This window comes from Rhodopseudomonas sp. NSM (assembly GCF_052445935.1).
In the GTDB taxonomy this organism is placed as follows: domain Bacteria; phylum Pseudomonadota; class Alphaproteobacteria; order Rhizobiales; family Xanthobacteraceae; genus Rhodopseudomonas.
This window is the reverse complement of record NZ_JBQTCH010000010.1, coordinates 1-25291: the sequence shown is the minus strand read 5'-3', so window position 1 is coordinate 25291 and position 25291 is coordinate 1. Positions and strand designations below refer to the sequence as shown.

20 protein-coding genes, 1 tRNA gene and 1 pseudogene are annotated in these 25291 nt (G+C 66.9%); 13 read left to right on the top strand and 9 right to left on the bottom strand.

The window, feature by feature from the left end; translation table 11 throughout:
• Positions 1-34: 34 nt before the first annotated feature.
• On the bottom strand, positions 35-463 hold the full coding sequence (locus tag ACTZWT_RS21690; protein WP_444771755.1) for a secondary thiamine-phosphate synthase enzyme YjbQ: 429 nt from the start codon (positions 461-463) through the stop codon (positions 35-37).
• A gap of 263 nt (positions 464-726) precedes the next feature.
• Here ACTZWT_RS21690 and ACTZWT_RS21685 point away from each other — a divergent pair, with 263 nt between their 5' ends.
• Complete coding sequence (locus tag ACTZWT_RS21685) at positions 727-2709, top strand: acyltransferase family protein (protein ID WP_444771754.1); 1983 nt, start codon at positions 727-729, stop codon at positions 2707-2709.
• A gap of 10 nt (positions 2710-2719) precedes the next feature.
• On the opposite strand, the gene ACTZWT_RS21680 is transcribed toward ACTZWT_RS21685, so the two are convergent.
• Positions 2720-3322 (bottom strand): TetR/AcrR family transcriptional regulator, encoded by a 603-nt coding sequence (locus ACTZWT_RS21680; RefSeq protein WP_444771753.1) that lies wholly within the window; start codon positions 3320-3322, stop codon positions 2720-2722.
• 267 nt (positions 3323-3589) lie between these two features.
• Between ACTZWT_RS21680 and ACTZWT_RS21675 the strand changes: the two genes are divergently transcribed.
• The 6 genes from ACTZWT_RS21675 to ACTZWT_RS21650 all read left to right on the top strand — a co-directional run bounded on the left by ACTZWT_RS21675 (position 3590) and on the right by ACTZWT_RS21650 (position 9402).
• Complete coding sequence (locus ACTZWT_RS21675; protein WP_444771752.1) at positions 3590-4162, top strand: OsmC family protein; 573 nt, start codon at positions 3590-3592, stop codon at positions 4160-4162.
• Positions 4163-4191: 29 nt separating this feature from the next.
• The gene (locus tag ACTZWT_RS21670) at positions 4192-5325 is read left to right on the top strand and encodes an acyl-CoA dehydrogenase family protein (RefSeq protein ID WP_444771751.1); all 1134 of its coding nucleotides are present in this window, start codon (positions 4192-4194) and stop codon (positions 5323-5325) included.
• A 153-nt stretch (positions 5326-5478) separates the two neighbouring features.
• Entirely contained in the window at positions 5479-6360 is an 882-nt protein-coding gene (locus tag ACTZWT_RS21665) for a sulfurtransferase (RefSeq protein ID WP_444771750.1), read from the top strand.
• Between the two features lie 76 nt (positions 6361-6436).
• The gene (locus ACTZWT_RS21660; protein ID WP_444771749.1) at positions 6437-7315 is read left to right on the top strand and encodes an ABC transporter ATP-binding protein; all 879 of its coding nucleotides are present in this window, start codon (positions 6437-6439) and stop codon (positions 7313-7315) included.
• A gap of 12 nt (positions 7316-7327) precedes the next feature.
• Positions 7328-8572, top strand: coding sequence for an ABC transporter substrate-binding protein (locus ACTZWT_RS21655; RefSeq protein WP_444771748.1), 1245 nt, complete (start codon positions 7328-7330; stop codon positions 8570-8572).
• Positions 8569-9402, top strand: a complete 834-nt coding sequence (locus ACTZWT_RS21650) for an ABC transporter permease (protein ID WP_444771747.1) — start codon at positions 8569-8571, stop codon at positions 9400-9402. The genes ACTZWT_RS21655 and ACTZWT_RS21650 overlap by 4 nt, the downstream gene beginning before the upstream one ends.
• Before the next feature lie 136 nt (positions 9403-9538).
• On the opposite strand, the pseudogene ACTZWT_RS21645 reads toward ACTZWT_RS21650, so the two are convergent.
• The 6 genes and pseudogenes from ACTZWT_RS21645 to ACTZWT_RS21620 all read right to left on the bottom strand — a co-directional run bounded on the left by ACTZWT_RS21645 (position 9539) and on the right by ACTZWT_RS21620 (position 16846).
• Positions 9539-11434 (bottom strand): annotated as a pseudogene (locus ACTZWT_RS21645) (DUF7380 domain-containing protein).
• Complete coding sequence (locus tag ACTZWT_RS21640; RefSeq protein ID WP_444771746.1) at positions 11421-12350, bottom strand: DUF5655 domain-containing protein; 930 nt, start codon at positions 12348-12350, stop codon at positions 11421-11423. The pseudogene ACTZWT_RS21645 and the gene ACTZWT_RS21640 overlap by 14 nt, the downstream one beginning before the upstream one ends.
• A 152-nt stretch (positions 12351-12502) precedes the next feature.
• Positions 12503-12578 (bottom strand) — tRNA-Thr (locus ACTZWT_RS21635).
• A gap of 199 nt (positions 12579-12777) precedes the next feature.
• On the bottom strand, positions 12778-14535 hold the full coding sequence (locus ACTZWT_RS21630; protein WP_444771745.1) for a heme biosynthesis HemY N-terminal domain-containing protein: 1758 nt from the start codon (positions 14533-14535) through the stop codon (positions 12778-12780).
• 7 nt (positions 14536-14542) lie between these two features.
• Positions 14543-16045: a COG4223 family protein gene (locus ACTZWT_RS21625; protein ID WP_444771744.1), complete on the bottom strand. Its 1503-nt coding sequence runs from the start codon at positions 16043-16045 to the stop codon at positions 14543-14545.
• A 57-nt stretch (positions 16046-16102) separates the two neighbouring features.
• The gene (locus tag ACTZWT_RS21620) at positions 16103-16846 is read right to left on the bottom strand and encodes a uroporphyrinogen-III synthase (protein ID WP_444771743.1); all 744 of its coding nucleotides are present in this window, start codon (positions 16844-16846) and stop codon (positions 16103-16105) included.
• Positions 16847-17040: 194 nt separating this feature from the next.
• On the opposite strand from ACTZWT_RS21620, the gene tsaD reads away from it, so the two are divergent.
• From tsaD to ACTZWT_RS21590, 6 genes are all read left to right on the top strand, one after another.
• The gene (gene tsaD, locus ACTZWT_RS21615) at positions 17041-18114 is read left to right on the top strand and encodes a tRNA (adenosine(37)-N6)-threonylcarbamoyltransferase complex transferase subunit TsaD (RefSeq protein ID WP_444771742.1); all 1074 of its coding nucleotides are present in this window, start codon (positions 17041-17043) and stop codon (positions 18112-18114) included.
• Positions 18115-18366: 252 nt separating this feature from the next.
• Entirely contained in the window at positions 18367-19356 is a 990-nt protein-coding gene (locus ACTZWT_RS21610) for an NAD(P)H-dependent glycerol-3-phosphate dehydrogenase (RefSeq protein ID WP_444771741.1), read from the top strand.
• A 5-nt stretch (positions 19357-19361) separates the two neighbouring features.
• Positions 19362-19784 carry an EVE domain-containing protein gene (locus ACTZWT_RS21605; RefSeq protein ID WP_444771913.1) on the top strand — a complete coding sequence of 141 codons (423 nt, stop codon included), beginning with the start codon at positions 19362-19364 and terminating at the stop codon, positions 19782-19784.
• A gap of 191 nt (positions 19785-19975) precedes the next feature.
• Positions 19976-20638 carry a class I SAM-dependent methyltransferase gene (locus ACTZWT_RS21600; protein ID WP_444771740.1) on the top strand — a complete coding sequence of 221 codons (663 nt, stop codon included), beginning with the start codon at positions 19976-19978 and terminating at the stop codon, positions 20636-20638.
• Positions 20639-21067: 429 nt separating this feature from the next.
• Positions 21068-23020, top strand: a complete 1953-nt coding sequence (gene acs / locus ACTZWT_RS21595) for an acetate--CoA ligase (RefSeq protein WP_444771739.1) — start codon at positions 21068-21070, stop codon at positions 23018-23020.
• 360 nt (positions 23021-23380) lie between these two features.
• Entirely contained in the window at positions 23381-23908 is a 528-nt protein-coding gene (locus ACTZWT_RS21590) for a L,D-transpeptidase (protein WP_444771738.1), read from the top strand.
• A 267-nt stretch (positions 23909-24175) separates the two neighbouring features.
• On the opposite strand, the gene ACTZWT_RS21585 is transcribed toward ACTZWT_RS21590, so the two are convergent.
• Positions 24176-25291: OmpA family protein (locus ACTZWT_RS21585; RefSeq protein ID WP_444771737.1), on the bottom strand; the 1116-nt coding region annotated here is incomplete at its 5' end.

Here is a 25291-nt window from a genome sequence, read left to right as displayed (position 1 = left end):
AGCCCATCCTTTGGATGGAGTGGCCCGCAGCGGTCTAACCCTGCCCGATGATCTGCAGTTCGACGCCGCGGCGCTCGCGCGGGCCGTCGAGCTCGATGAAGAAGATCGACTGCCATTCTCCGAGCACCATGGCGCCGTCTGCGAGCGGGATCGTCTCCGACGAATTCATGAACAGTCCGATCAGATGCGAATGCGCGTTGTCGCGGCCGTCGATCGGGGCGAGGTTGTGCAGGTAGTCGCCGTCGCGCGGCGCGAAACGTTTCAGAAACGTCAGCATATCGCGCTCGAGCTTCTCCTCGCGCTCGTTGACGTTGATCCGCGCCGTCGTGTGCAGACAGCTCACCGAGACGAGCCCGTCTTTCAGGCCGCTGCCGGCGACGAAGCCGCGGACCTGTTCGGTGATGTCGATGATCTGAATCGGCGCCGTGGTGGCGAGGTCGATCCTGTGTCTGACGATGGTCATCGCGGCGTCCGGCGTTCGAGTCGGGCGAGGTCGCCCGCGGGTGGAACGCCCAATGTAGGCGCACCGCCCGAATCGACGCAAACGCCGGGCCCCCATGTTGGCCGAAGGAATGATGCGCGCGCGCCGGCCGCTTGACAGCGCCGCCCGGCTTGGCGATTGGACACCTCCGGCACGAATGTTTCGGTCCTTGTCTGCGGGAACCGCCCGGCCCGGATCTGCCGGGTTCGATTGCTTTTGCGAACCAGGGGCCGGACAGCACCAGGATGAGGCCGAGCTACCGCAGCGACATCGACGGATTGCGCGCCATCGCCGTGTTGCTGGTGATCGCGTTTCATGCCTTTCCGAATTCCGTGCGCGGCGGCTTCGTCGGCGTCGACGTGTTCTTCGTGATCTCCGGCTTCCTGATCACCTCGATCATCTGCCAGGCCCAGCGCGGCGGCGACTTCAGCTTCCGAACGTTCTACGCGCGACGCATCAACCGGATCTTTCCGGCGCTGGCATTGGTGCTGATCACCTGCGCGGTCGCCGGCTGGTTCCTGCTGTTTCCGGTCGATTATCGCGATGCCGGCAAGGCGATCGGCTTCGGCGCCGCGTTTCTCTCCAATCTCGCGCTGCTGCACGACGCCGGCTATTTCGAAGCGTCGTCCGAACTCAATCCGCTGCTGCATCTGTGGTCGCTCGGCGTCGAGGAGCAGTTCTATCTGCTGTGGCCGCCGGTGATCGTGCTGGCGTGGCGATGGCCGCGCGGCGCGCTGATCGCGGCGCTAGCGATCCTCGTGGCGTCGTTCGCCGCCAACATCGTCCTGACGCCGATCAATCCGCTCGCGGCGTTCTATTTGCCGGTGACGCGGTTCTGGGAACTGATGACGGGCTGCGTGCTCGCGATCGCCACCAACGCCGGCCCGGGCCGTGACATCAGCTCGATCGCGGCGCTCGCCACTGCGCGGGCGCTGTTCGAACGCCACGCGGCGGCGATCCGCGCCGTCTGCGCCTGGCTCGGGCTAGGACTGCTCTCCGTCGGCGCGGCGCTGATCAGCAATGATCGCGGCTTCCCCGGCTGGTGGGCGACGCTGCCAGTGCTGGGCGCAGCGTTGCTGATTTTCGCCGGACCCTCGCCCTGGGTGAACCGGCATCTGCTCGGCAACCGCCCGATGGTCTATGTCGGGCTGATCAGCTACCCGCTATATCTGTGGCACTGGCCGCTGCTCGCCGCGATCCGGATCTTACGATTCGGCGAGGAACCGCCGCCGCTGATGAAGGCGATCGCGATCCTCGTCGCGTTCGCCCTGGCGCATCTCACCTGGCGATTCATCGAGCCGCCGTTCCGCGCGCGCCCGAGCCGCCGCAAGACCGCGGCGGCATTCGCGGCCGTGGCGATCGCCGGCATGGCCGGAGCCGGCATTTATGCGGCGAGCGGATTCCCGTCGCGCTTCGGCCCCGAGACCCAGCGCCTCACCGGCGATCTCGTCGAGGAAGCCAAGACCTCCTTTCGCAGCGGCCATTGCTTCTTCGAAGGCACGGCGCAATTCGAGCCGCAATGCGACGACGACGCCCCGGCGGATGCGCCGCGGGTCGTGCTGTGGGGCGACTCCCACGCGGCGCATCTCTATCCCGGCCTGCGCGCGGTGCAGCAGGCCGATGGCGGCTTTCGTCTGTCGCAATACAACACCACGGCGTGCCCGCCGATCCTCGGCTTCGCCAGCGTCAAGTCGCCGTTCTGTCGGGCCAATAACGACATCGTGCATGCGCGGCTGAAACAGCTGAAGCCGGACACGGTGATCCTGGTGGCGCGTGAGTGGAGCAACTACGATTGGGACAATCGCCAGGCCGGCGAATCCGAAGGCCTGATCCGCGCGACACTTGCCGAACTACGCGCAATCGGCGTCCGGCGCATCGTGGTGGTCGGGATGTTTCCGTCGTGGCGCACCCCGCCCCGGCGTATCCTCGCGCAGTATTATCGCGCCCGTGCGGCCGGTCTGGCCGCGCCCGAAGCGATCCCGCTGCGCGATGTGCCGCCGCGACTGTCGACTTCCGAGGCCGAGGGTAACGAGGCGTTGCGGCGGTTCTTCGAGGCGGAGGGCGTGGCGTTCGTGTCGCCGACGCCGAGCTTCTGCGATGCGCAGGGCTGCCTGCTGGGCGTGCCGGGCGACAGCGGCACGCCGATCGTGTTCGACGGCAGTCATCTGACGCCGGAGGCCTCGGTGTACTTCGTGCGCCAGCGGGCGCGCGAAATCCTCGGGCGCTGAAGTCCAGGCGTCAGGCCGGCAAAATCGCCGCGCAGGCGCGGCCGGCGACATCGGCGGCGCCGGCGTCGCGCGTCACCAGCGCCATCACGATGGCGCCGTCGATGACCAGCCCGAGGGTGTGCGCGACCTGCGCCGGCTCGGCGATCGCGGCCTCGGCGCACAATGCGGTCAGGCGATCGTGCACGATGGTCTTGTGGGCGATCGCCAGGCTGCGCATCCGGTCGTCGGCCTTGTCGGATTCGCCGACCGCATTGATGAACGGGCAGCCGTAGAAATCGGGGCGGCTGAACCAGGTCTTCAGCGCCGGGCCGATCCGCGCCAGCCGCTCGCGCGCGCTGCCGCCCGGCCCGTCGATCTCCTCGATGAACCAGGTCCGCCAGCTTTCCCCTTCATGCTGCAGCACGGCTTCGACCAGGCCGTCCTTGGAGCCGAACAGCTTGTAGAGCGTGGTCTTGGCGGTGCCGGCATTCTCGATGATCGCGTCGACGCCCACCGAGTTGATGCCGTAGCGGCAGAACAGCAGCCGCGCGCTGTCGATCAGCCGGTCGCGCGGCGACAACCGCACGGCGGGGGTCGCCGCATCGATCGCTGGATGGGGTGCTGCCTGAGCCATTCCGACGCACATACCCCCGCCTTTGCCAAACTTCAATCAGGAAACCGAAGGGTCTGTTTGTAACCTTGGTTGACGCCGAGTCGGGCAGTTGCGCGGTCGAATTGACCGCAAAAGCGGCGCGCCCAATCGATGGGCACCGAGACTGCTGCTCCCGTCCGTTGATTCTCAACACTTTTTCCGGCGACGCGAGCTGGCACGCTTCCTGCTAATACAGAACGGTCTGTAGCCTAAACACTGCCGGACGCAACGGCAGCCAGAGGAGATCCCATGACCAAAGCCGCCACCGCGATGACCGCCTGCCTCACCCCGGACACCCCGACCGCGATGACCGGATGCCTCGCGCCGATCGACAAGGCCGGGCTCGACGAGCTGATCGCCAAGGGCAAGGCCGATCCCACCGCGGTCAAGACGCTGAAGTGCAAGACCGTCGCCGAAGGCCGCTTCCGTCATCTCAATTTCGTCCGCACGCTGCCGCCCTACATCGTCGATGAGCCGCCGGGCCTGCTTGGTGATGATACCGCGCCGAATCCCTCGGAAGCCTCGCTGGCGGCGCTCGGCTCTTGCCTCGCGGTCGGCATCCACGCCAATGCCGTGGCGCGCGGCATCACCGTCTACAAACTCGAGATCGAACTCGAGGGCGACCTCAACATCACCGGCGTCTGGGGCACCGGCGATCTCTCCGACAAGCCGGTCGGCTTCACCGATGTCCGCTGCAAGGTGACGTTCGAGGCCGACCGCCCCCGCGAAGAACTCGACGCGCTGGTCGCTCATGCACGGCTGTGGTCGCCGGTGGCCAACACCTTCTCGCGCCCGGTCAATCTCGACGTGGCGATGGCCTGACCCCAGCCCTCCAACAGCGGACCGAGCCCATGCTGGATGTCCAGTCAGTGATCACAGGTGATGCCGCGGTGATGCCCGGCGCCGAAGTCGTCGAGGCGGTGCGCGCGCTGTCGGCGCGCGAGCTGCCGTCGCTGGTCAACCGGATCGACGTCGACGGTTACTACCCGGAAGATCTGATGCGCGCCTTCGGGCGCCTCGGGGCCTACGCGCATCATCTGCCGGGCAAGAGCCCGAGCGTCGACCTGATGACCTCGATCAACGCGATGGCGGCGGCCGGCGAACACTGCCTGTCGACGTCGTTCTGCATGTGGTGCCAGGACGCGCTGGGCTGGTACATCTACGCCTCTGACAACCAGCATCTGCGGACCGGGATCGGCCCGCAGATCGCGACCGGCGCGGCGCTCGGCGGCACCGCGCTGTCGAATCCGATGAAGTCGCTGTTCGGCATCGAGCCGATGCGGCTGAAGGGACGACGCGTCGCCGGCGGATACGTCGTCAAGGGGCTGCTGCCCTACGTCTCCAATCTCGGCGCCGATCATTATTTCGGCGGCATCTTCGAGGTCGACGAGGATGGCGGCGCGAGCCGCAACGTCATGGCGGTGATTCCCTGCGCCGCCGAAGGCGTCGGCCTCGCCGACAATGCGAAGTTCACCGCGCTCGACGGCACCCGCACCTTCGCGGTGCAGATGCGCGACGTGATGGTGCCGGACGCCTGGGTGCTGGCCGATCCGGTCGACGACTTCATCAAGCGAATCCGTGCCGGCTTCATCCTGCTGCAGGCCGGCATGGCGTTCGGCCTGATCCGCGACTGCCTGCGGCTGATCGAGCAGTGCAAAGGCCCGCTCGGCCACGTCAACAAATATCTCGACGTCCAGCCCGAGCCGATCGCCGAAGGACTCGCGGCGATGGAGGCCGAGGTCGCGCGCCTCGCCGCGACGCCGTTCGAGAGCGACCGCGACTATTGGCGCGCTGTGATCGAGGCGCGGCTCGCAGCCGGCGATGCCTCGGTCGCCGCCGCTCACGCCGCGATGCTTCATTGCGGGGCGCGCGGCTACGTCGCCGGCGCCGCCGCGCAGCGCCGGCTGCGCGAGGCGTACTTCGTGGCGATCGTGACACCCGCCACCAAGCAACTCCGCAAGATGCTGGCGGACATGGCGCATTAGTCCGCGCGCAGTGCGCGGACGCCCCATTCGTCCGCGCAGCGCCTTCGATCCGGGCGCTCCCCGCGCGCTCGGCAACAGTCACCACAGGACACAGCCCTGTGCCGCAGAGGTCTCCCGCGAGCCAACGTTCAACGACGAACACAGGAGCGACTGATGACTGAGAAGGTTCTTGTCACGCCGGCCGAACTATCCGAAATGCTGTCGTCGCCGACCACGGTGGTGATCGACACCCGCAATCCCGACGCCTATGCGGCGGGCCACATTCCCGGTGCCGTCAACATCCACGAGATCTTCACCTATCTCGCGACCTCGACGCCCGAGGGCGTCAAGGAGATGAGCGACAAATTCGCCGCCGCCTTCGGCGCCGCCGGACTCTCCGGCGAAGAGACCGCGGTGATCTACGAACAGTCGATGAACACCGGCTTCGGCCAGTCCTGCCGCGGCTACGTGCTGCTGAAGTCGCTCGGCTACCCCAAGGTCAAGATCCTGCACGGCGGCTACGCGGCCTGGACCGCGGCCGGGCTGCCGAGCACCACCGACGTCCCGACGCCCACGCCCAAGAGCTTCACGGTCGATCCGGCCGCCGCCTCGATCCTGGTCGATTTGGAATCGATGAAGGCGGCGGTCGCGGATTCCAGCAAGGTCAAGCTCGACACCCGCGACGTCGACGAATGGATCGGCGAAAGCTCGTCGCCCTACGGCAAGGATTTCTGCCCGCGCAAGGGCCGCATCCCCGGCGCGGTCTGGATCGAATGGTACCGGATGATGAAGCCATCGCCGGACGGCCCGATGTTCAAATCGTCCAGCGAGATCCTGGCCGAATGCGCCAGCGTCGGCATCACCCCCGATACGCCCGTTGTGCTGTACTGCTTCAAGGGCGCCCGCGCCTCCAACACGCTGGTGGCGCTGAAGGAAGCCGGCATCAAGGATGTCAGCCTGTATTTCGGCTCCTGGAACGAATGGTCGCGCGACCCGTCGCTGCCGATCGAGGAAGGCGCTCCCTATGCGGCCCCGTCGCTGATGGCGGCGGAGTAATCGCGCGGCGGAGCCGGCCGCGCTGGCTGGCTCCGCCGATCCGCAATGGACCCTGTTCGAGGAGCGGCTGCAGCCGATGCCGGCATTCCAACCCAAAAAGGCTTGGCCCGGGGCGCATATCGCCATCCAGGGCGTGAGTCACCGCTACCGCCGCTCGAGCGGCAACGCGCTGAGCGGGATCGATCTCGAGATCAGGCCGTGCGAGGCGGTCGCGCTGGTCGGGCGCTCAGGCTGCGGCAAGTCAACCTTGCTGCACATCATCGCCGGTCTGATCGCGCCGAGCGCGGGCGAGATCCGCATCGACGGCGCCAGGGTCGAAGGCGCGTCGCCGCGCTGGATCGTGATGTTCCAGCAGCCGCATCTGTATCCGTGGATGAGCGTGGCGCAGAACGTCGGGCTCGGGCTGAAATTCGCCGGCCGGCCGCGCGCGGAGATCGCCGCGCGGGTCCGCGAATTGCTGCATCTCGTCGAACTCGACGGCTACGCCGATCGCAACGCGCAGGACCTCTCCGGCGGCCAGCAGCAGCGCGTCGCGCTGGCGCGGTCGCTCGCGACCTGTCCGGAAGTGCTGCTGCTCGACGAGCCGTTTTCCGCGCTCGACGCCGTCACCCGCCGCGCCTTGCAGCGCGACGTCCGCCGCATCGCCGAGGAGATGAAGATCACGCTGGTGATCGTCACCCACGACATTCCGGAAGCGGTGACGATGGCGGATCGCGCGGTGATCATGCGATCCGACCCCGGCCGCATCGCCGAGATCGTGCCGGTCGCGGTCGATCGCGCCGAGGCCGATCCGGACCGCCGCGCGGCGAACATCCAGGCCGCGCAGGCGCGGCTGCAGGCAGCGTTCGAACGCGCCACCGGCAAGGCCGCGCCGGACGCATCGCTTACTCCCGACTCCCACAACCAAGAAACGCCACGGACGGAATCGCTCAAGATCGTCGCCGGCCACCGCTGAAAGGACCTCGTGATGTGCATCAATTGCGGAAATGACATCGTCCACGACGATGACGATCGCTTCCGGCTGTCGCTCAACCGCCGGCAGACGCTCGACATGCTGGCCGCCGGCGGCCTCGCCGCGCTCGGCACCATGCTGGGCGGCTTCGGCCAGTCCGCGCGCGCGGCCGACGACGACGTGGTGCGCATCGGCTATCTGCCGATCACCGATGCTACCGCGCTCCTGGTCGCGCACGGCATGGGCTACTTCAAGGACGAGGGTCTCGAGGCCGAACGCCCGACCCTGATCCGCGGCTGGTCGCCGCTGGTGGAGAGCTTCGCCGCCGGCAAGTTCAACCTGGTGCATCTGCTCAAGCCGATCCCGGTGTGGATGCGCTACAACAACAATTTCCCGGTCAAGATCATGGCCTGGGCCCACACCAACGGCTCCGGCGTGGTGGTGGGCGGCGAAAGCGGCATCCAGGCGTTCAAGGATTTCGGCGGCAAGCAGGTCGCGGTGCCGTTCTGGTACTCGATGCACAACATCGTGCTGCAATACGCGCTGCGCAAATCCGGCATCAAGCCGGTGATCAAGGGCCAGGGCGAGACGCTCGCGGCCGACGAATGCAATCTGCAGGTGATGGCGCCGCCCGACATGCCGCCGGCGCTCGCAGCCAGGAAGATCGATGCCTACATCGTCGCCGAGCCGTTCAACGCGCTGGGCGAGATCAAGGCCGGCGGCCGGATGCTGCGCTTCACCGGCGACATCTGGAAGAATCACCCCTGCTGCGTGCTGTGCATGAACGAGGAGGTGACCAAGAAGAAGCCGGAATGGACCCAGAAGGTGATGAACGCGCTGGTCCGCGCCGAAATCTACGCCGCCGCCAACAAGAAGGAAGTGGCGAAGCTGCTGTCGAAGGACGGCGAAGGCTATCTGCCGCTGCCGGCGCCGGTGATCGAGCGCGCGATGACTTACTACGACGACAAGACCTATGGCGAGAGCGGCGCCATCACCCATCCGGACTGGAAGCTCGGCCGGATCGATTTCCAGCCCTGGCCGTATCCGTCGGCGACCAAGCTGATCGTCGACGCGATGAACGAGACGGTGGTCTCGGGCGACACCACCTTCCTGAAGAAGCTCGATCCGGAATTCGTCGCCAGGGATCTGGTCGACTATCACTTCGTCAAGCAGGCGATGACCAAATATCCGGACTGGAAGAAATCGCCGAGCGTCAATCCCGACGATCCGTTCAGCCGGACGGAGGTGCTGTCGCTGTGAGCCTCGATCTGACGATCGACGACGGCCCGGCGCAGGCGGCGGCGTCACGACATGGCGCCTTCGCCGGCCGGCTGCGCAGCTCCGGCCATATCGCGCTCGGCATCGCGGTGCTGCTCGGCGTGTGGTGGATCGGCGGCTTCATCGTCGCCTCCGATCCGCGCACCGCGAATTTCGCCGACTTCGCGCCGCTGCCGACCTTCGAGCGGCTGTGGCAGATGCTGATCAGCGGCGAGGCGGCCAAGATGGCGTGGCCGAGTCTCGGCCGGATCGCGGGCGGGCTCGCCTGGGCGATCGCGCTCGGCGTGCCGCTCGGCATTCTGATCGGTCGCTTCCGCGGCATGCGCGAGGCGAGCTCGGTGCCGTTCCAGTTCCTGCGGATGATCTCGCCGCTGGCCTGGATGCCGATCGCCGTGATGGCGTTTGCGAGCTGGAACGCCGCGATCGTGTTCCTGATCGGGGTGGCGGCGATCTGGCCGATCCTGTTCTCGACCGCGCACGGCTTCCGAAGGATCGACCCGGCCTGGTTCAAGGTCGCGCGCAATCTCGGCGCCCGGCCGTGGCACATGCTGTTCACCATCATCGTGCCGGCGATCATGCAGGATTCGCTGGCCGGCATCCGGCTCGCCGTCGGCGTCGCCTGGATCGTGCTGGTGCCGGCCGAATTCCTCGGCGTCACCTCCGGCCTCGGCTACGCCATCAACGACGCCCGCGACACGCTGGAATACGACCGCCTCGCCGCCACCGTGGTGATCATCGGCCTGATCGGCTTCGCCCTCGACTTCCTCTGCGAACGCGCCGTCAAACGCGCGAGCTGGGCAAGGGAGGAGTGAAGTGAAGAGTGATATCGACGGCGAAACATTCACGGCCGCGCCCGTCGCGGGCCGTGACGTCCAACGGCGGCAGACCGTAGGCGTCGGCCTCTACCGCACATCTAGATTTCCTAATCTAGTCCGCTCACGTTGATCATCACGACGGCAACTGCAACCGCTCTCGTTGTCCGAAGAGGGGGATGCAGCATAGACGGTAAATGAGCCAACAAGCATAGATGGCATCAGTACCGTAAGGGCTATTGTCGTTCAGAAGTCCATGAGCAACCGCATGGCGAAGGCTTGGTCCGGGCTTGGACAAGAAGACATTGTCAATATCCGCCGTGATTGCGTCGCCAAACGCCTCCTCCAACTCTGGACGCATCTGCTCAAAGAGCGCCGAGATAGTACGATCCTCTTGTACCTGCTTGGCATCGTCGAACGTTGTGACATCGCAGCCATTGAGTTTCAGAATATAGCGAAGAGAATTCTCCAGCATGGGCGTCAGGATATACAGAGCACTTACGAAGTCGCCTTCAAAGAAGCGAAAGAACCCTCGACTGAAGGTGTTGACCAGCTCGTTCGGCACGAATGGGCTGTGCCGGATAAGAGCCTGAAAGGTATCTTCACCGATATAATAGTTCTCAATGATATATTGGCGCGCTACCTGAACTTATCCTGAAGCGTGAATACCTCTGCGCATGCTTTCGTGCTGAGCGATCTGCACCCGAATAGCATCTTCGTTATCACCGTCTCCGAGACCTCCACCCTCGGACTTGTGGATCACCTTGCCTTCGTGGTCATGAAATGACGCGCCGAACAAAGAAGAAAGTGGATGTTCGTTGATCGACTTAACAGCTTCCTCCATTAGCTTCTTCGGTGAAGGGGATCGTTCCAAGTCCGCGAAGATTAAGAGTAAGTCGATGAGATCACGTTCGCCCTCAAGCTGCCCCTTGACCTGATCCGCGATTGCGCTGAGGTCCATGGGGTGGGAAAACGACGACATTTCGTCTGCAATACCGGACTGGACGTCGATTAGTTTGTGACGAAGTTGGGTGCGTCGTTCTCTCTGCCCCGGCACGCCATGATATTCGGCGATTGCCTCGCTGAGCCAGTGCGAAGCCAACATCGCTGAAGTATGCTTCTCTGACTCCGCAACCAGCGCTTCAGCGGCACTTGTTCGGCACCGATTCTTGCCATCCTCGTCCTTTGCATAATGATACGCGCGAGCCGCCAAGCGCCAAAGTTCCACGATCATGTGGGAGCCGGGTTCGGGAACGCCCCCTCTCAGGTGAGCCTCTATCTCCGCGGCGATGATGCTCGGATCGGATACGCCAAAATCCAAGTCCATCTCGAAAAACCAATGGACTGGTACAGGATTGCTGCTCGTGACGGCTCGTGCACGTATTGCCGAGAGCAATGTTCGCGCGGCGATAACCCCATCACTGTCCCAGCCGAGTTGCCGTCCGATCGACAGCGCACGTCGTAGTACATCCCGCGCTGTAAGCCCCAAGAGCGGATCATCGCGGTCAAGACGATCCTTGAGGAAGCCCGAGCCGAGCCCCTCCGCGATTGCAACGTAAGATGCGATTGCGGCACGACCCAATTGGTGTCTCTTTCGCTCCAGAAGCCAACAAAGGTCGGATAGTCGTGCTCTCAGTACCGGGTTGGCGGCATTCTCCGCTGCGTAGGCAAGCGCTGACACCGGAGCGCCGCGAAAGTCTTCGGGAATGGCCGATCTTCGGTCTCCCATGATCATCATCGCGCCGAAGGGCGCGTTGCGGTCACTTGGCTTGAAATGAAGGTTCGTGGCGGCTGACAGCATCGCGAACACCTTTGCAGCGGCTACGTCGCCCTCCGTCTCCTGCAATCCCTTTGCTTCCTCGCGGTACAAGGTGCTCAATTCACTGCAGTCGGCAGAACTGCAGCCGGTGATGGGGGCTTCAAAGTCTAGTCCCGCAATGTCATCGACCGTTGCCCGAAGCCAGAAAGGTGCTTCCTGTTCTTGAGCGCTCGCCTCAATATCCTTCTCTGTTTGTTCTTCAGGCCCCGTCATAGCTGCGGTCCATCAATGGCTTGGCTTTCTCCAGCGTGGCGACATCAGTGATGATGATTTCGAGGTCGCCAGTGCCGAAATGGCCGATGTTGCGCACGTCGCGAGTAAAACCGGGCTCAAGTTTGATGGTGTCCGGATCGACCTTGACGAAAACCTTGAGGTGCCTGATCTGCGGTTTGACTTCCACGCATGCGAAATTCTTCAGGCGGCGGAAGGCGACGTAGTTGTCCAGGGTCTTCAACTCGACATCGTCGCCGAGCGCCAGCAGGTACGCCTTCGTCGCCTCGTAGAGGTCGACAAGGTCTTGGTCTGCATCCGCGAGGTATTGCGTAACGGTTTTCTGGCGAGACCGTGGTCGCGTTGCCACAGGCTCGCTTTGGGCATCGATACCGGCAGGGATTTCGCGCACGGGCCGTTCCGATGCCGAGGTCAGCAGTTCGAACAGCAACAGTTCGTCGCCAAAACGGCGATAGCGAACCAGTGCGATGTTCCGGTTCATCTGGTTGACCGCATGAGCGTCGTACTTGGTGAAATCGCCCGCAATGCAAATCAGCCGGGGCGTTCCCCAGTCGACCGCCTTTGCCTGTTCGGCGCCAAAGCGCTCCAAGACAAGCCACTCGAAATCGCGACGATGGTCCATCAGCCAGTCGAGATAGAACAAGCCTTGGTTGATGACGTTCTCGTTGGTGGCCCGCTTGTACTCGACGATGACCGGCGAACCGTTTTCGTCGATGCCGAGGGAGTCCATGCGCCCGCCGTTCGTCGTCGGAAACTCAGACGCGAGAAACCGCACGCCAAGGAACGCTTCCATGTTGCGTTCGATGAGGGTTTGTAGCGATTTTTCCAGCGCAACCGCGCTGCCGCGAAGCTCTTCGACCGATGCGCTGCCGGTACGGAATAATTTGATGTCGCTCATAAAAGACTTGGTGCCCCAATTAATTGAGTCTTAACAGGCGACCCTTTTGGTCTAATTCTTAGTTTTCGACTGGCCGATCCGACGGCGGGCAAATGTTGGATTTCATATGCTCGATAAACTCGAGCATCACCATTTCTTCGCCAAAAGGAAAATGGTGCCGCAAGAGGGATTCGAACCCCCGACCCCGTCATTACGAATGACGTGCTCTACCAGCTGAGCTATTGCGGCGACCTCGGGCGGGTGATGCACCGCCCGAAACACCGAGCCGAAACACCGACCCGAAAACGCTGGCCTCTGATATCGATCGGCGGGCGGATTGGCAAGAACCACGGCCCGACCGGGCGTCGGATCGGCGGGGCGTGTCCGCCGGATCCGCTTCCGGCTCCTCTCGGACGCCGCGTCTGCCGTCGCGCCGCCGCGATCGCCCCTAGCGCGGCGGATGGTAGCCGCGCCAGCTCCCGCTCTGGCCGCCCGGGGCGGTGGAACGCTCGTTGAAATCCTCCTCGGGCGCGGCTTCCTCGTCGACGCCCGGATCGTCCGGCGCGCGGACGATCGGGATCACCGGCGCGGTCGCCGGCGCCGGGCGGCGATGGAACAGCGGCGTCGACGGCATCGGAATCACGGTATCGGGCCCGGCCTGGGTCGCGGATGCGCCCTTGCCGGATTCCTTGCCGGAATCCTTGCCGGTGTCGCTGGCGCCCTTCGGCTTGTCAGCGGCGATCTCCGGCTCGGCCGCGGCCACCTCCGCCTGCTTCGGCGTCACCACCGCGGCTTCGGTCACCGGCTCGATCGTCACCATCACCGCCTCGTCGGCCTTCGCCGCCGGCAGCGCTTCGGGACCGGAGGAGGCGATCAGCGCGTCGTGGAACGGGTTGTCCTCGATCACCACCGTTTTCTTGGCCGGCAGTGCGGCCAGCGGCACCTGCCACTGGAACGCGTCGAGCCGGCCGGTGACCGGCGACACCGGGCGCCAATGGTCGGAGACGTAGCCGTCGGCGGTCCACACCGGGTCCGGCAGCGCGCGGATCGCCCGCAACGTCCAGGCCCGCGCCTTGGCGGTATCGCCGCGCTCGCCGTGCTCGATCTCGGCCATCAGCATCGCGACGCGCTGGGTCGGGTTGTCCAGGAACGGCTCCAGCGCCCGGCGCGCCTTCGCGAACTCGCCGGCGTCGATTCCCGCACGGGCGAGCGCCAGCGCGCTTTCGAAATCCACCGGCTTCTTGCCGATCAGATTCTCGATCCGCGCCAGCCGGGTGGCCGGCGGATCGCCCGGCTTGAGGTGCGCATAGGCCTCGGCGAGGTCGGGATGCGGCCCCGCCTGCCAGGCCGCCTCGAGCACCTTCATCGCGCGGCGCACCTGATGCGTCCCGGCGAGGCATTTGGCGGCCAGCACCGCGGCCGGGACCAGCGTCGGCGCCAGCTTGTTGGCCTCCAGCGCGCTGTCGCGCGACAGGCTCTCGTCGCTGTCCTCGACGTCGAGCGCGCGCGCCGTCAGCAGCACCGCGCGCTGGCGGCGGAACGCCTTCTTGTCGACCAGGCCGGACGACAGATTGGTTTCGAGAATCTCCAGCGCCCCGGTCCAGTCGGCGCGGGCGCAGCGGAAGCCGAGCACCGCCTGCGACGCCCAGGCCGCATTCGGCTGCAGCCGCAGCGCCTCCTCGGCGATCGCCAGCGCCGCCTGCGGATCGTTGGCGCGCTGCGCCTCGATATACAGCCCGCGCATGCCGAGCGATTTGGTGTCGTCGCGCCCGGCCATCGCCAGGAAGGCGCGGCGGGCGCCGTCGCGGTCGCCCTCGAGCTGCGCCGATTGCGCCTGCAGCAGCAGCGCCAGCGGATCGTGCGGGGCGTGCCGTCGCGCGGCGGTGGCGTGGCTCCGGGCGGCGGCTGCATCGCCATGGCCGACCGCCAGCAGGCCCTGGGTAATAGCGCGCTGGGCCCGGCCGCTGCGCCGCGCGGCGCGGCCATGTTTCATCCGGCCGGGCGCCCGCCACAGCGCAGCGATGATCGCCCAGACCAGCCCGATCGCCACGATCGCGCCGGCGAGGCCGAGGATGAACACCGGCAGCCGCATCTCGGCGCGCCAGGCGTTCCACGACAGCACGACCTCGCCGGGCTGTTCGGCCACCCAGGCCGCGCCCGCGGCCGCGAGCGCGATGATCACGAGAAACAGGATGATGCGCAGCATGGGAATCCTATGGCGACGGTTTTGGCAGCGCGGCCAGCGCCGCGGTGGCGAAGGACTGCGAAGCGGCGAGAGCCTGATCACGCGCCTCGGATCGGTCGATCCAGGATTGAACAGGAGCGCGGTCGGCCGGCGCAAGTGCTTTCAGCTCGCGCCGGGCTTCGGCAAGGTCGCCGCGCTGTGCGGCGGCGGTGAGGCGGCCGACGATCGCGGTGCGATCGACGCCCGGGGTGGCGTCGGAACGCTGGATCCGGATCAGCCGCTCGGCATTGGCCTGGAACCGGTCGATGAAATTGGTGGTGTTGGCCGGGTCCGAACCGGGCAGCAGCTTCGGCAGCAGCGCGACCAGCTCACGTCCGAGCGCGGCGGCGCTGGGCACGCCGGTGGCGGCGAACGGCTCCAGCGGCTGCAACGCGGCCGGCTCGGTCGCGAGCGGCTGCGCCGCCTTCAGGATCGGCGCGTAGGGCGCGCCCTGCCGGACGGTGAGATCCAGCATGGTCGCGGTGACGAGCCGGCGCAGCGGCGCATCGGCGGCCGCCGGCGGCGGCGCCGGCGGCGCGGCGTCGGTCGCGGGTTTGGCGGCCTGTTCGAGGTCGGCCAGCCGCGCATTGATCGCCGCCAGCGCCGCCGCGGAATCGGCCGCGGGCCTGTCGGAGGCCGGCGTGTCGGTTGCCGACGTCGCCCTGGCGTCCTTGACCGCGGTTGCGAGCTGCTCGGACCGGCTGCGCAGATCGGCCAGATCGTCGCGCAGCGACGCGACCGTCTTCTCCAACGCCTCGACCTTGCCGGCCAGCGCCGGATCGGCCGCGACGGACGGCGTCGCGGCGGACTCCGCGCCGGTCGGCGCCGGCCGTGCCTCGAGGCTGGCGAGCCGGGCGGCGAGCGCGTCGATCGTGGTGGCGTCGGCAACCGGCGCAGCGCCGGCGGCGGGGCGGGCTTCGAGCTCGGCGACCCGCGCCTTCAGCGCATCGAACGCGGCGGCATCGCCCTGCGGCGCGCTCACGCCCGTCGTGAAGTAGTCCGGCAGCAGCCCCGCTTTCCCGGCCCCGATCACCGCGGCGGCGGCGATCGCGACCGCCAGTACCGGCGGCAGCATGGTTGCGGCGATGCCGGGCCGGCGCGGTTCGGCCACCGACGGCCGTGGGGCCGGCTCGTCGGCGTCGCGCGAATCGGAACCGAACCGGGTCCCGGAATCGGCGGTCGCGATCTCCGGCTCCGGCGGCGGCGCATCCTCGGTCTCGGCGCGACGCGGCGGCGCGTCTGCCTCCGACGTCTCCGACACTTCCGTCAGCTCTGCCGCCGAAGTGTCGCGAACCTCCTCGGGGTCCGGTTCGGCAGCAAGCGGCGGTGGCGAATCGATCGCCGCATCGACATTCACATCGGCGGCGTTTTCCGGATGCGCATCGGCGCCCTGTCCGGGACGCACGGCGCCGGCGCCATCGGCCGCCGGCGGCTCCCGCCGGTCCTCTCCGTGCTGCTGCGTATCCTCGTGTCCGGGCCTGTTCTCGACCATCCGCAATCGTTCCTCGTCGCTCCTGCCGAATCCGTTGCCGGTCCGGCGCGTTATTCGTTAGCGCGCGGGCGCGCCGACCGCACGATCCAGCGCCTCGAACAGCGCCTTCTCGTCGGGCGTGCGCGCCACCATCACCTGCGTCGCGCCGGCCTCGCGCACCACGTCGGATACCGATTCCGACAGGCAGCATTGCGGAATCGCCAGCGCCGAAATCTCGATTCCGGAGGCGCGCGTCGCGTCGATGAAGGCGCGCGCGCTGCGCCGCGAATAATGCAGCACCGCCTCGATCCGGTTGGCGGCGAATTCGTCGCAGATGTCCCCGGGCAGCGTCGGCACCGGCAGCATCCTGTAGGTCGTCTGCATCACCACGTTGAAGCCATCCTCGCGCAATTCGCCGGCGAGGTCGCGCGACAGATCGGCGCCGGCCAGATACAGCAACGCGCCTTCGGCCTTCTTTTTCCCGCGCACGCTGTCGGCGACCTTCAGCCGCAGTCTGGCGGCGTCGCCGTCGGCGACGATAACGTCCTTGAAGCCGGCGTCGCGGGCCGCGCGCGCGGTGTGCTTGCCGACGGCGAACAGCGGCAGCTTCAACAGCCGCGCGAAGCCGGGCTGGTCGGCGATCGCCCGCAGCGCATTGGCGCTGGTGACGATCACGCCCGTATAGTTGGCGTCCGGATCGTCCGGAAACGGCACCGGCTCGAATCGCAGCATCGGCGCCAGCAACACGTCGTAGCCCTTCGCGCGCAGTGCCGCGGCGGTGGCGTCGTTATCGGGTTGCGGGCGGGTGACAAGCATAGCCACGCCTGACGTCCTCGCATGTGAGAGGGAAACAGGAGCCGTTGCGGCCGACGACACCAGCGGGCCGCCAGACCTTGCCGGAGCCGCGGGGAGCCGACCGGATGATTGCATTCCGGGACCCCGCAATGCTACGCGAAGCAAGGAGAACGCCGGTTCGGCGGCAAACGCAAGGGCTCAATTTGACTAGTGAACAGACCTTGCTGGTGCTTGGAATCGAGACCACCTGCGATGAAACCGCAGCCGCGGTGGTCGAGCGCCGCGCCGACGGCAGCGGCCGGATTCTCTCCAACATCGTGCGCTCGCAGACCGAGGAGCACGCTCCGTTTGGTGGAGTGGTACCGGAAATTGCCGCGCGCGCCCATGTCGATCTGCTCGACGGCATCGTCGCGCGTGCGATGCAGGAAGCGGGAACCGGCTTCGCGGAGCTGTCCGGCGTCGCGGCGGCGGCCGGACCCGGGCTGATCGGCGGCGTCATCGTCGGCCTGACTACCGCCAAGGCGATCGCACTGGTGCACAACACGCCGCTGATCGCCGTCAATCATCTCGAGGCGCACGCCCTGACGCCGCGGCTGACGGACGCGACCGAGTTTCCCTATTGCCTGTTTCTCGCCTCCGGCGGCCACACCCAGATCGTCGCGGTGCTCGGCGTCGGCGACTATGTCCGGCTCGGCACCACGGTCGACGATGCGATCGGCGAGGCGTTCGACAAGATCGCCAAGATGCTCGGCCTGCCCTACCCGGGCGGGCCGCAGGTCGAGCGCGCGGCGGCCTCCGGGGATGCTACCCGGTTCGCCTTCCCGCGGCCGATGCTGGGGCGGCCCGACGCCAATTTCTCATTGTCCGGGTTGAAGACCGCGGTGCGCAACGAGGCCAGCCGGCTGACGCCGCTGGAGCCGCAGGACGTCAACGACCTCTGCGCCGGCTTCCAGGCCGCGGTGCTGGACTCGATGGCCGACCGGCTGACCTCCGGACTGCGGCTGTTCCGCGAGCGCTTCGGCGCGCCGAAGGCGCTGGTCGCGGCCGGCGGCGTCGCCGCCAACCAGGCGATCCGCCGCGCGTTGCGCGAAGTCGCCGCCAAGGCCCAGACCACGCTGATCGTGCCGCCGCCTTCGCTGTGCACCGACAACGGCGCGATGATCGCCTGGGCCGGCGCTGAACGGCTGGCGCTCGGCCTCACCGACACGATGGACGCCGCCCCGCGCGCCCGCTGGCTGCTCGACGCCAATGCGGTGGCGCCCGGCAAATTCGCCAACACGCGCGCAGGATTTTGAGGGAGTCATCGAAGTGGTCCCTCGACTCGCCGCAGCGCCTCCGAACCTCTCCCCGCGCGCGGGGAGAGGTCGACGCGCATCGCCAGATGCGCGTCGGGTGAGCGCCACGGCCGAGAGTCCGTGCCCGCGGCGCCCCTCACCCCACCCCTCTCCCCGCAAGAGCGGGGCGAGGGAGCAGGCCGCATGCGCGGCGGCTCTGCGTTCACTCACTTCGGCTGTTGCTGATTGCCACCGCTTCAACGAGGCCCTCCGATGAGTTCACTAGACACCATCGCCGTGCTCGGCGGCGGCGCGTGGGGAACGGCGCTGGCGCTGACCGCGGCGCGGGCGGGGCGCAGCGTCACGCTGTGGGAGCACGATCCCGGCAATGCGCAGCATCTGATCGAGGCGCGCGAGAGCCGGTTTCTGCCCGGCGTCAGGCTCGACGATTCGATCAAGGTGACGCGCGATCTCGCCGAGGCCGCCCGCGCGCAGGCGCTGCTGCTGGTGGTGCCGGCGCAGGTGTTGCGATCGGTGGCGACCTCGCTGCAGCCGCTGATCGCCGCGCGCACGCCGCTGATCGCCTGCGCCAAGGGCATCGAGCACGGCACCCATCGCTTCATGACCGAGATCATCGCCGAATGCGCGCCGGCCGCGATCCCGGCGATCCTGTCGGGGCCGAGCTTCGCCGCCGACGTCGCGCGCGGTTTGCCGACCGCGGTGACGATCGCCGCCACCGATGCCGATGTCGCACAGGCGGTGGCGCAGGCGATGAATTCGGGCTCGTTCCGGCCCTATCACTCGACCGACGTGCGCGGCGTCGAGCTCGGCGGCGCCACCAAGAACGTGATGGCGATCGCCGCCGGCATCGTCGCGGGTCGCCAGCTCGGCGCCTCGGCGCTGGCGGCGATGACGACGCGCGGCTTCGTCGAACTGGTGCGGTTCGGAAAGGCTTATGGGGCGCGGATCGAGACCATGCACGGGCTGTCCGGATTGGGCGATCTGACGATGTGCTGCTCGACGCCGCAATCGCGCAATTTCTCGTTCGGCATGGCGCTCGGCCGCGGCGAGAGCATCGAGACGGCGGCGCACGGCAAGCTCGCCGAGGGTTACTACACCGCGCCGGTGCTGCTGGAGATGGCGCAGGCGAAAGGCGTCGAGATGCCGATCTCGACCGCGGTCGCGGCGATCCTTGCCGGCAAGCTCGGCGTCGATGCGGCGATCGAGGGCCTGCTGACGCGGCCGCTCAAGGCGGAGGCATAATGACGATGGCGTACTGGCTGGTGAAATCCGAGCCCTCGGTGTGGTCGTGGGACCAGCAGGTCGCCAAGGGCGCCAAGGGCGCCAAGGGCGAAGCCTGGACCGGCGTGCGCAATCACTCCGCCAAGCTGCACATGATGGCGATGAAGAAAGGCGACCGCGCGTTCTTCTACCACTCCAACGAGGGCAAGGAGATCGTCGGCATCGCCGAGATCATCCGCGAGGCCTATCCGGACCCGACCGACGAAAGCGGCAAATTCGTCTGCGTCGATCTCAAGGCCGACAAGAAGCTGAAGACCCCGGTGACGCTGGCGGCCGTGAAGGAAGAGAAGAAGCTCGCCGAAATGGCGCTGCTGAAACAGTCGCGCCTGTCGGTGCAGCCGGTGACGGCCGATGAGTGGAAGCTGATCTGCAAGATGGGCGGGTTGTAATCCAACTCGTCATTGCCGGGCTTGACCCGGCAATCCGTCCTCTTCGCGAATTTTCGGTCCGCTTCGCGGATGATGGATGCGCGGGTCAAGCCCGCGCATGACGGGTCGCTTTGTTGTGACCCCCTGCCCTGGACGTGCGGCGCAGCGGCAACCCCATGGACATCTCCTCACCGCCGCTCCATCACCCTTCGATGAGCACCTCCGCCATCGCCGATCCCCTCGCCTTCATTCGCGACAACACCAGGCTGCGGCCCGTGCCGCTGGTGCCGGAGATCTCGCTGCACGTCGCCGACGAGGCGCTGCCGCTGTGGAGCAGGACCGAGGAGGAGCTCGGCGAGGCCGGGCTGCCGCCGCCGTTCTGGGCGTTCGCCTGGGCCGGCGGGCAGGCGCTGGCGCGCTATGTGCTCGATCATCCGGACTGCGTCGCCGGCCGCGAGGTGATCGACTTCGCCTCCGGCTCGGGACTGGTGGCGATCGCGGCGATGAAGGCCGGGGCGAAGCACGTCACCGCGTTCGACATCGACGGCTTCGCCCGCGAGGCGATCGCCGTGAATGCGGCGGCGAACGGCGTCGCGCTCGACATCAGCGGCGACGACCTGCTCGCCGCGGAGCACGCCGCGCCGGCGCAGACCGTGCTCGCCGGCGACATCTTCTATCAGCAGGACATCGCCGAACTGGCCTTTGCCATGCTGCAGCGCCGCGCGGCCGGCGGCGCGCTGGTGCTGATCGGCGATCCTGGGCGGACTTATTTGCCGAAGGACAGGCTCAGCCAGCTCGCCAGCTACGGCGTCCCGGTGACGCGCGAGCTGGAAGACGCCGAGATCAAGGCCACCGGGGTTTGGACGCTGAAATGATCAGGCGGCCGGCCGCGCCGCGGGCAGAGCGAGATTCTTTCGATTGATCATGACGTTGCGAGACATCGAGGGACGTCTCCGGGAGCTTGACGGAGCCGATCGCCGCGGCTCCTGCGCCCCACGCCCATGCCCCGGGCGCATCGGCCGGCCGCCATCAGCGCCAAAAGTCGGATGGACGCCCCGCTTGTCGGCGCGGGGGGCGGCGACGCATACTCGCACCAATAACAACGGCCGGATGGTGAGACGATCGCACGTCTTTTCGCCGGCGAACCTCATCCATCAGCGGTTTTCGCGATTTCGCCCGATCGGAGTTATACGATCCGCGAAGCGGGATTTGCTGACAGATGGGCCGCCGGGTTCGAAGCGATTTGCGGTCCGTGCGCCGACGGCGGGGTGCGGCAAAGGCCGCGTATTCGGGTGGAGGAAAGAATGTCCGAAAAGATCTACGACGTGCCTTCCGACTGGGCGAGCCGCGCCTTCATCGACGACGCGAAATATCGCGAGATGTATGCCCGTTCGGTCAATGACCCCAACGGCTTCTGGGCCGACGAGGCCAAGCGCGTCGACTGGATCAAGCCGCCGCACAAGATCGACAATTCGTCGTTCGCGCCCGGCAAGGTCTCGATCAAATGGTTCGAGGACGGCATCCTCAACGTCGCGCATAATTGCATCGACCGCCATCTCGCCACCCGCGGCGACCAGGTCGCGATCATCTGGGAGGGCGACGATCCCTCGCAGTCGCGCCACATCACCTATCGCGAGTTGCACGACGAGGTCTGCAAGTTCGCCAACATCCTGCGCAACCGCAACGTCGAAAAGGGCGACCGCGTCACCATCTATCTGCCGATGATTCCCGAAGCGGCGTTCGCGATGCTGGCCTGTGCCCGGATCGGCGCGATCCATTCGGTGGTGTTCGCCGGCTTCTCGCCGGACTCGTTGGCCGGCCGCATCAACGACTGCCAGTCCAAGATCGTCATCACCGCCGACGAAGGCCTGCGCGGCGGCCGCAAGGTGCCGCTGAAGGCCAATGTCGATGCGGCTTTGAAGAAGTGCGAGGGCGTCGACTGGGTGATGGTGGTGAAGCGCACCGGCGCCGCCATCGAAATGGATGACGTCCGCGACTTCTGGTACCACGAGGCCGCCGAGATGGTGACCACCGAGTGCCCGATCGAGCACATGCACGCGGAAGATCCGCTGTTCATCCTCTACACCTCGGGGTCGACCGGCCAGCCCAAGGGCGTGCTGCACACCTCCGGCGGCTATCTCGTCTTCGCCTCGATGACGCACCAATACGTGTTCGATTACCACGACGGCGACATCTACTGGTGCACCGCCGACGTCGGCTGGGTCACCGGCCACAGCTACATTCTCTATGGCCCGCTCGCCAACGGCGCCACCACGCTGATGTTCGAAGGCATTCCGAACTACCCGACCAATTCGCGGTTCTGGGACGTCATCGACAAGCACAAGGTCAACATCTTCTACACCGCGCCGACCGCGATCCGCGCGCTGATGCAGGCCGGCGACGAGCCGGTGACGAAGACCTCGCGCAAATCGCTGCGGCTGCTCGGTTCGGTCGGCGAGCCGATCAATCCGGAAGCCTGGGAGTGGTATCACCGCGTCGTCGGCGACGACCGCTGCCCGATCGTCGACACCTGGTGGCAGACCGAGACCGGCGGCATCCTGATCACGCCGCTGCCCGGCGCGACCAAATTGAAGCCGGGCTCGGCGACGCGGCCGTTCTTCGGCGTGGTGCCGGAGATCCTCGATCCGGAAGGCGTGGTGCTGGAAGGCGAATGCACCGGCAATCTCTGTCTGGCGCGGTCCTGGCCGGGGCAGATGCGCACCGTCTATGGCGATCACGAACGGTTCGAGCAGACCTATTTCTCGGCCTACAAGGGCAAGTACTTCACCGGCGACGGCTGCCGGCGCGACGCCGACGGCTATTACTGGATCACCGGGCGGGTCGACGACGTCATCAACGTCTCCGGCCATCGCATGGGCACCGCCGAGGTCGAATCCTCGCTGGTGGCGCATCCCAAGGTGTCGGAGGCCGCCGTGGTCGGCTATCCGCACGACATCAAGGGCCAGGGCATCTACGCCTATGTGACGCTGATGGCCGGGATCGAGCCGTCGGAGGAGCTGCGCAAGGAGCTGGTGGCCTGGGTCCGCAAGGACATCGGCCCGATCGCCTCGCCGGACCTGATCCAGTTCGCGCCCGGCCTGCCGAAGACCCGCTCCGGCAAGATCATGCGCCGCATCCTGCGCAAGATCGCCGAGGACGAGCCCTCGACGCTGGGCGATACCTCGACGCTGGCCGATCCGGCGGTGGTCGACGACCTCGTCGAGCATCGCCAGAACAAGCACCACAAGGCGGTCTGACCGCCGAGGCGACAGCGCCCTGCCCCGATCCGGCGGCAGGGCGGGTCTCCGGCCGACGGCGCAAGGTTCGCTCTGGACCCTGCGTCGCGGCAAATCACGCGGCGGCCGACGCTCGCGGCATCGACGCTGTGTCTGTTCACCAATATGTGTATAGCAGCGCAGCCGCTGTGGGCGCTTTGCGTCCGAGTGTTGTTTTCCTGATATTTACTTTCATCCGCGGATTTTCTTTCAATGCCGCATCCGACCTCCTCCCGGCACCAGCTCAGAACCATTCGGTTAACGCGTCGCGCTCCAAAGTCGCGGCTAGCGGGCCGAACGGTCGGACGGGACGGAGACCGGCAGCGGATTTGGGAGAGACGGATGTCTTTTGGATTTCGTTCGGCAAGACTAACAGTTGCAATCGCGGTGCTGGCCGCGACCTCCGTGCTGACGGCGCCCCGCGCCGAGGCGGGCCCCAGCCTGGTGAGCTTCCGCGGCGACTACTCGCCCGGGACCATCGTGGTCAAAACCCACGAGCGCAGATTGTATCTGATCGTCGAGCCGGGCCAGGCGGTGCGCTATCCGGTCGGCGTCGGCAAGTCCGGCAAGCAATGGGCGGGCGTCACCAAGATCGACGGCAAGTATCGCAACCCGGCCTGGGCGCCACCCGCAGATGTGAAGCGTGACAATCCGGCGATCCCGGACGTGATCGCCGGCGGCACGCCGCAAAATCCGATGGGCGTCGCGGCGATGACGCTGGCCGGTGGCGAATACGCCATCCACGGCACCAACCGGCCGAACTCGGTCGGCGGTTTCGTCTCCTATGGCTGCATCCGGATGCTCAACGACGACATCAGCGACCTGTATCAGCGCGTCCCGGTCGGCACCCAGGTGGTGGTGACGCGCTGAGGCGCGGCCAACCTCGAACGCTGCCGAAGTCTCTCGATCGGGCGCGCTGTTTTTTCTTCAGCGTCCTCCTGAGGAGCATGCCGGGTCGCGCTTGCGCGACACGGTGTGCCTCGAAGGATGGGCCGCAAGGTCCGTCTCTCATCCTTCGAGGCTCGCTGCGCTCGCGCCTCAGGATGACGGCCGCAGCCGCTGCAGCTTCCATATCAAACGTGAAAGAGCCGCGCATCGAACGACGCGCGGCTCTTTGTTTGTCGGACCGCGCGCCGCTCAGCGCGGCGGCGCGGTGCCCGGAGGCGGCGGCGGCAATGCGGCCTGGCCGCCGTTCAGCAGCGGCGTGATGCGGCGGACGGTGACGCGGCGGTTCTGCCGCTCCGGTCCGTCGGTCTGCACTTTCAGGTACTGCTCGCCATAGCCCTGCGAGGTCAGGTTCTCCGCCGGGACGCCGAACTGCTGGGTAAGCAGCGTCGCGGCGGCCTCGGCGCGGCGGTCGGACAGCGACAGATTGTCGGTGTCGTTGCCGGTCGCGTCGGTATGGCCCTCGATCAGGAACACCTCGCGCGGATTGCGCTGGATCGCCCGGTTGAGCCCATCGGCGATCACCTGCAGCTTGGACGCCTGATCCGGTGAGATGTCCCACGAGCCGAGCTCGAAGGTGATGGTGTTGAGATCGATCGAGGGCATCCGCTGCCGCACCGACGGGCTGTAGCGGATCTCGTCCATCGAGTAGCGGCGTTCGATCCGCTCCACGGGCGGAGCTTCGAGCGTGTCGTAGATCAACTCCGGCGAGGCGTCCTCGTAGTCGACGATGTAGCGGTCGCGCGGAATCCGGAGCACCGGCGGCGGCAGGTCGACGTAGAAGTTAGCCCGGTCGCGCGGACCGAAGCTGTTGTCGATGATGACGATCTCGCGGCCGTCGCGGCCGCGCCGAACCCGCCGCAGCAACTGGCCATCGTCACCGGTGACGTTGATGATCTCGGTGCCGTCGGGCCGCACCACGATGGTGCGGGTGCCGCCGCCCCGGATGTCCTCGGTGCGGATGTCGCGCGCGCCGTAGCGGAAGCGATCCATCTCGTTGTGGCGGATGAACTCCCGGCCGCCCGGATCGCGCACGATGACGCGGCCGGGCTCGGTGATCACGGTGCGGCCGCCCTCGCGGACCTCGCGGCGTTCGCCGCGGAAGTCGGAGATGTTGCGCGGGCCTTGCGGCGCCGCGCCCGGGGCGATCGGCGTCATCGCCTGCGGCGGCGGCGGCGCGGGCGGAATCGGGGCAGTCACGGTCGGCGGCGGCGTGCGCGCCACCGGGGCACCCGGCGGCAAGGCCACTGCTCCGCCGGGCTGCGCGCCCTGCGGGCCGATCGTGCCGGCGGCGGGCGGCGGCGGAGC

Excerpts from the sequence above, each read along its gene's own strand:
- ACTZWT_RS21690 (WP_444771755.1), bottom strand. The coding sequence starts at position 463 with ATGACCATCGTCAGACACAGGATCGACCTCGCCACCACGGCGCCGATT.
- ACTZWT_RS21685 (WP_444771754.1), top strand. The coding sequence starts at position 727 with ATGAGGCCGAGCTACCGCAGCGACATCGACGGATTGCGCGCCATCGCC.
- ACTZWT_RS21680 (WP_444771753.1), bottom strand. The coding sequence starts at position 3,322 with ATGGCTCAGGCAGCACCCCATCCAGCGATCGATGCGGCGACCCCCGCC.
- ACTZWT_RS21675 (WP_444771752.1), top strand. The coding sequence starts at position 3,590 with ATGACCAAAGCCGCCACCGCGATGACCGCCTGCCTCACCCCGGACACC.
- ACTZWT_RS21670 (WP_444771751.1), top strand. The coding sequence starts at position 4,192 with ATGCTGGATGTCCAGTCAGTGATCACAGGTGATGCCGCGGTGATGCCC.
- ACTZWT_RS21665 (WP_444771750.1), top strand. The coding sequence starts at position 5,479 with ATGACTGAGAAGGTTCTTGTCACGCCGGCCGAACTATCCGAAATGCTG.
- ACTZWT_RS21660 (WP_444771749.1), top strand. The coding sequence starts at position 6,437 with ATGCCGGCATTCCAACCCAAAAAGGCTTGGCCCGGGGCGCATATCGCC.
- ACTZWT_RS21655 (WP_444771748.1), top strand. The coding sequence starts at position 7,328 with ATGTGCATCAATTGCGGAAATGACATCGTCCACGACGATGACGATCGC.
- ACTZWT_RS21640 (WP_444771746.1), bottom strand. The coding sequence starts at position 12,350 with ATGAGCGACATCAAATTATTCCGTACCGGCAGCGCATCGGTCGAAGAG.
- ACTZWT_RS21630 (WP_444771745.1), bottom strand. The coding sequence starts at position 14,535 with ATGCTGCGCATCATCCTGTTTCTCGTGATCATCGCGCTCGCGGCCGCG.
- ACTZWT_RS21625 (WP_444771744.1), bottom strand. The coding sequence starts at position 16,045 with ATGGTCGAGAACAGGCCCGGACACGAGGATACGCAGCAGCACGGAGAG.
- ACTZWT_RS21610 (WP_444771741.1), top strand. The coding sequence starts at position 18,367 with ATGAGTTCACTAGACACCATCGCCGTGCTCGGCGGCGGCGCGTGGGGA.
- ACTZWT_RS21605 (WP_444771913.1), top strand. The coding sequence starts at position 19,362 with ATGGCGTACTGGCTGGTGAAATCCGAGCCCTCGGTGTGGTCGTGGGAC.
- ACTZWT_RS21600 (WP_444771740.1), top strand. The coding sequence starts at position 19,976 with ATGAGCACCTCCGCCATCGCCGATCCCCTCGCCTTCATTCGCGACAAC.
- acs (WP_444771739.1), top strand. The coding sequence starts at position 21,068 with ATGTCCGAAAAGATCTACGACGTGCCTTCCGACTGGGCGAGCCGCGCC.
- ACTZWT_RS21590 (WP_444771738.1), top strand. The coding sequence starts at position 23,381 with ATGTCTTTTGGATTTCGTTCGGCAAGACTAACAGTTGCAATCGCGGTG.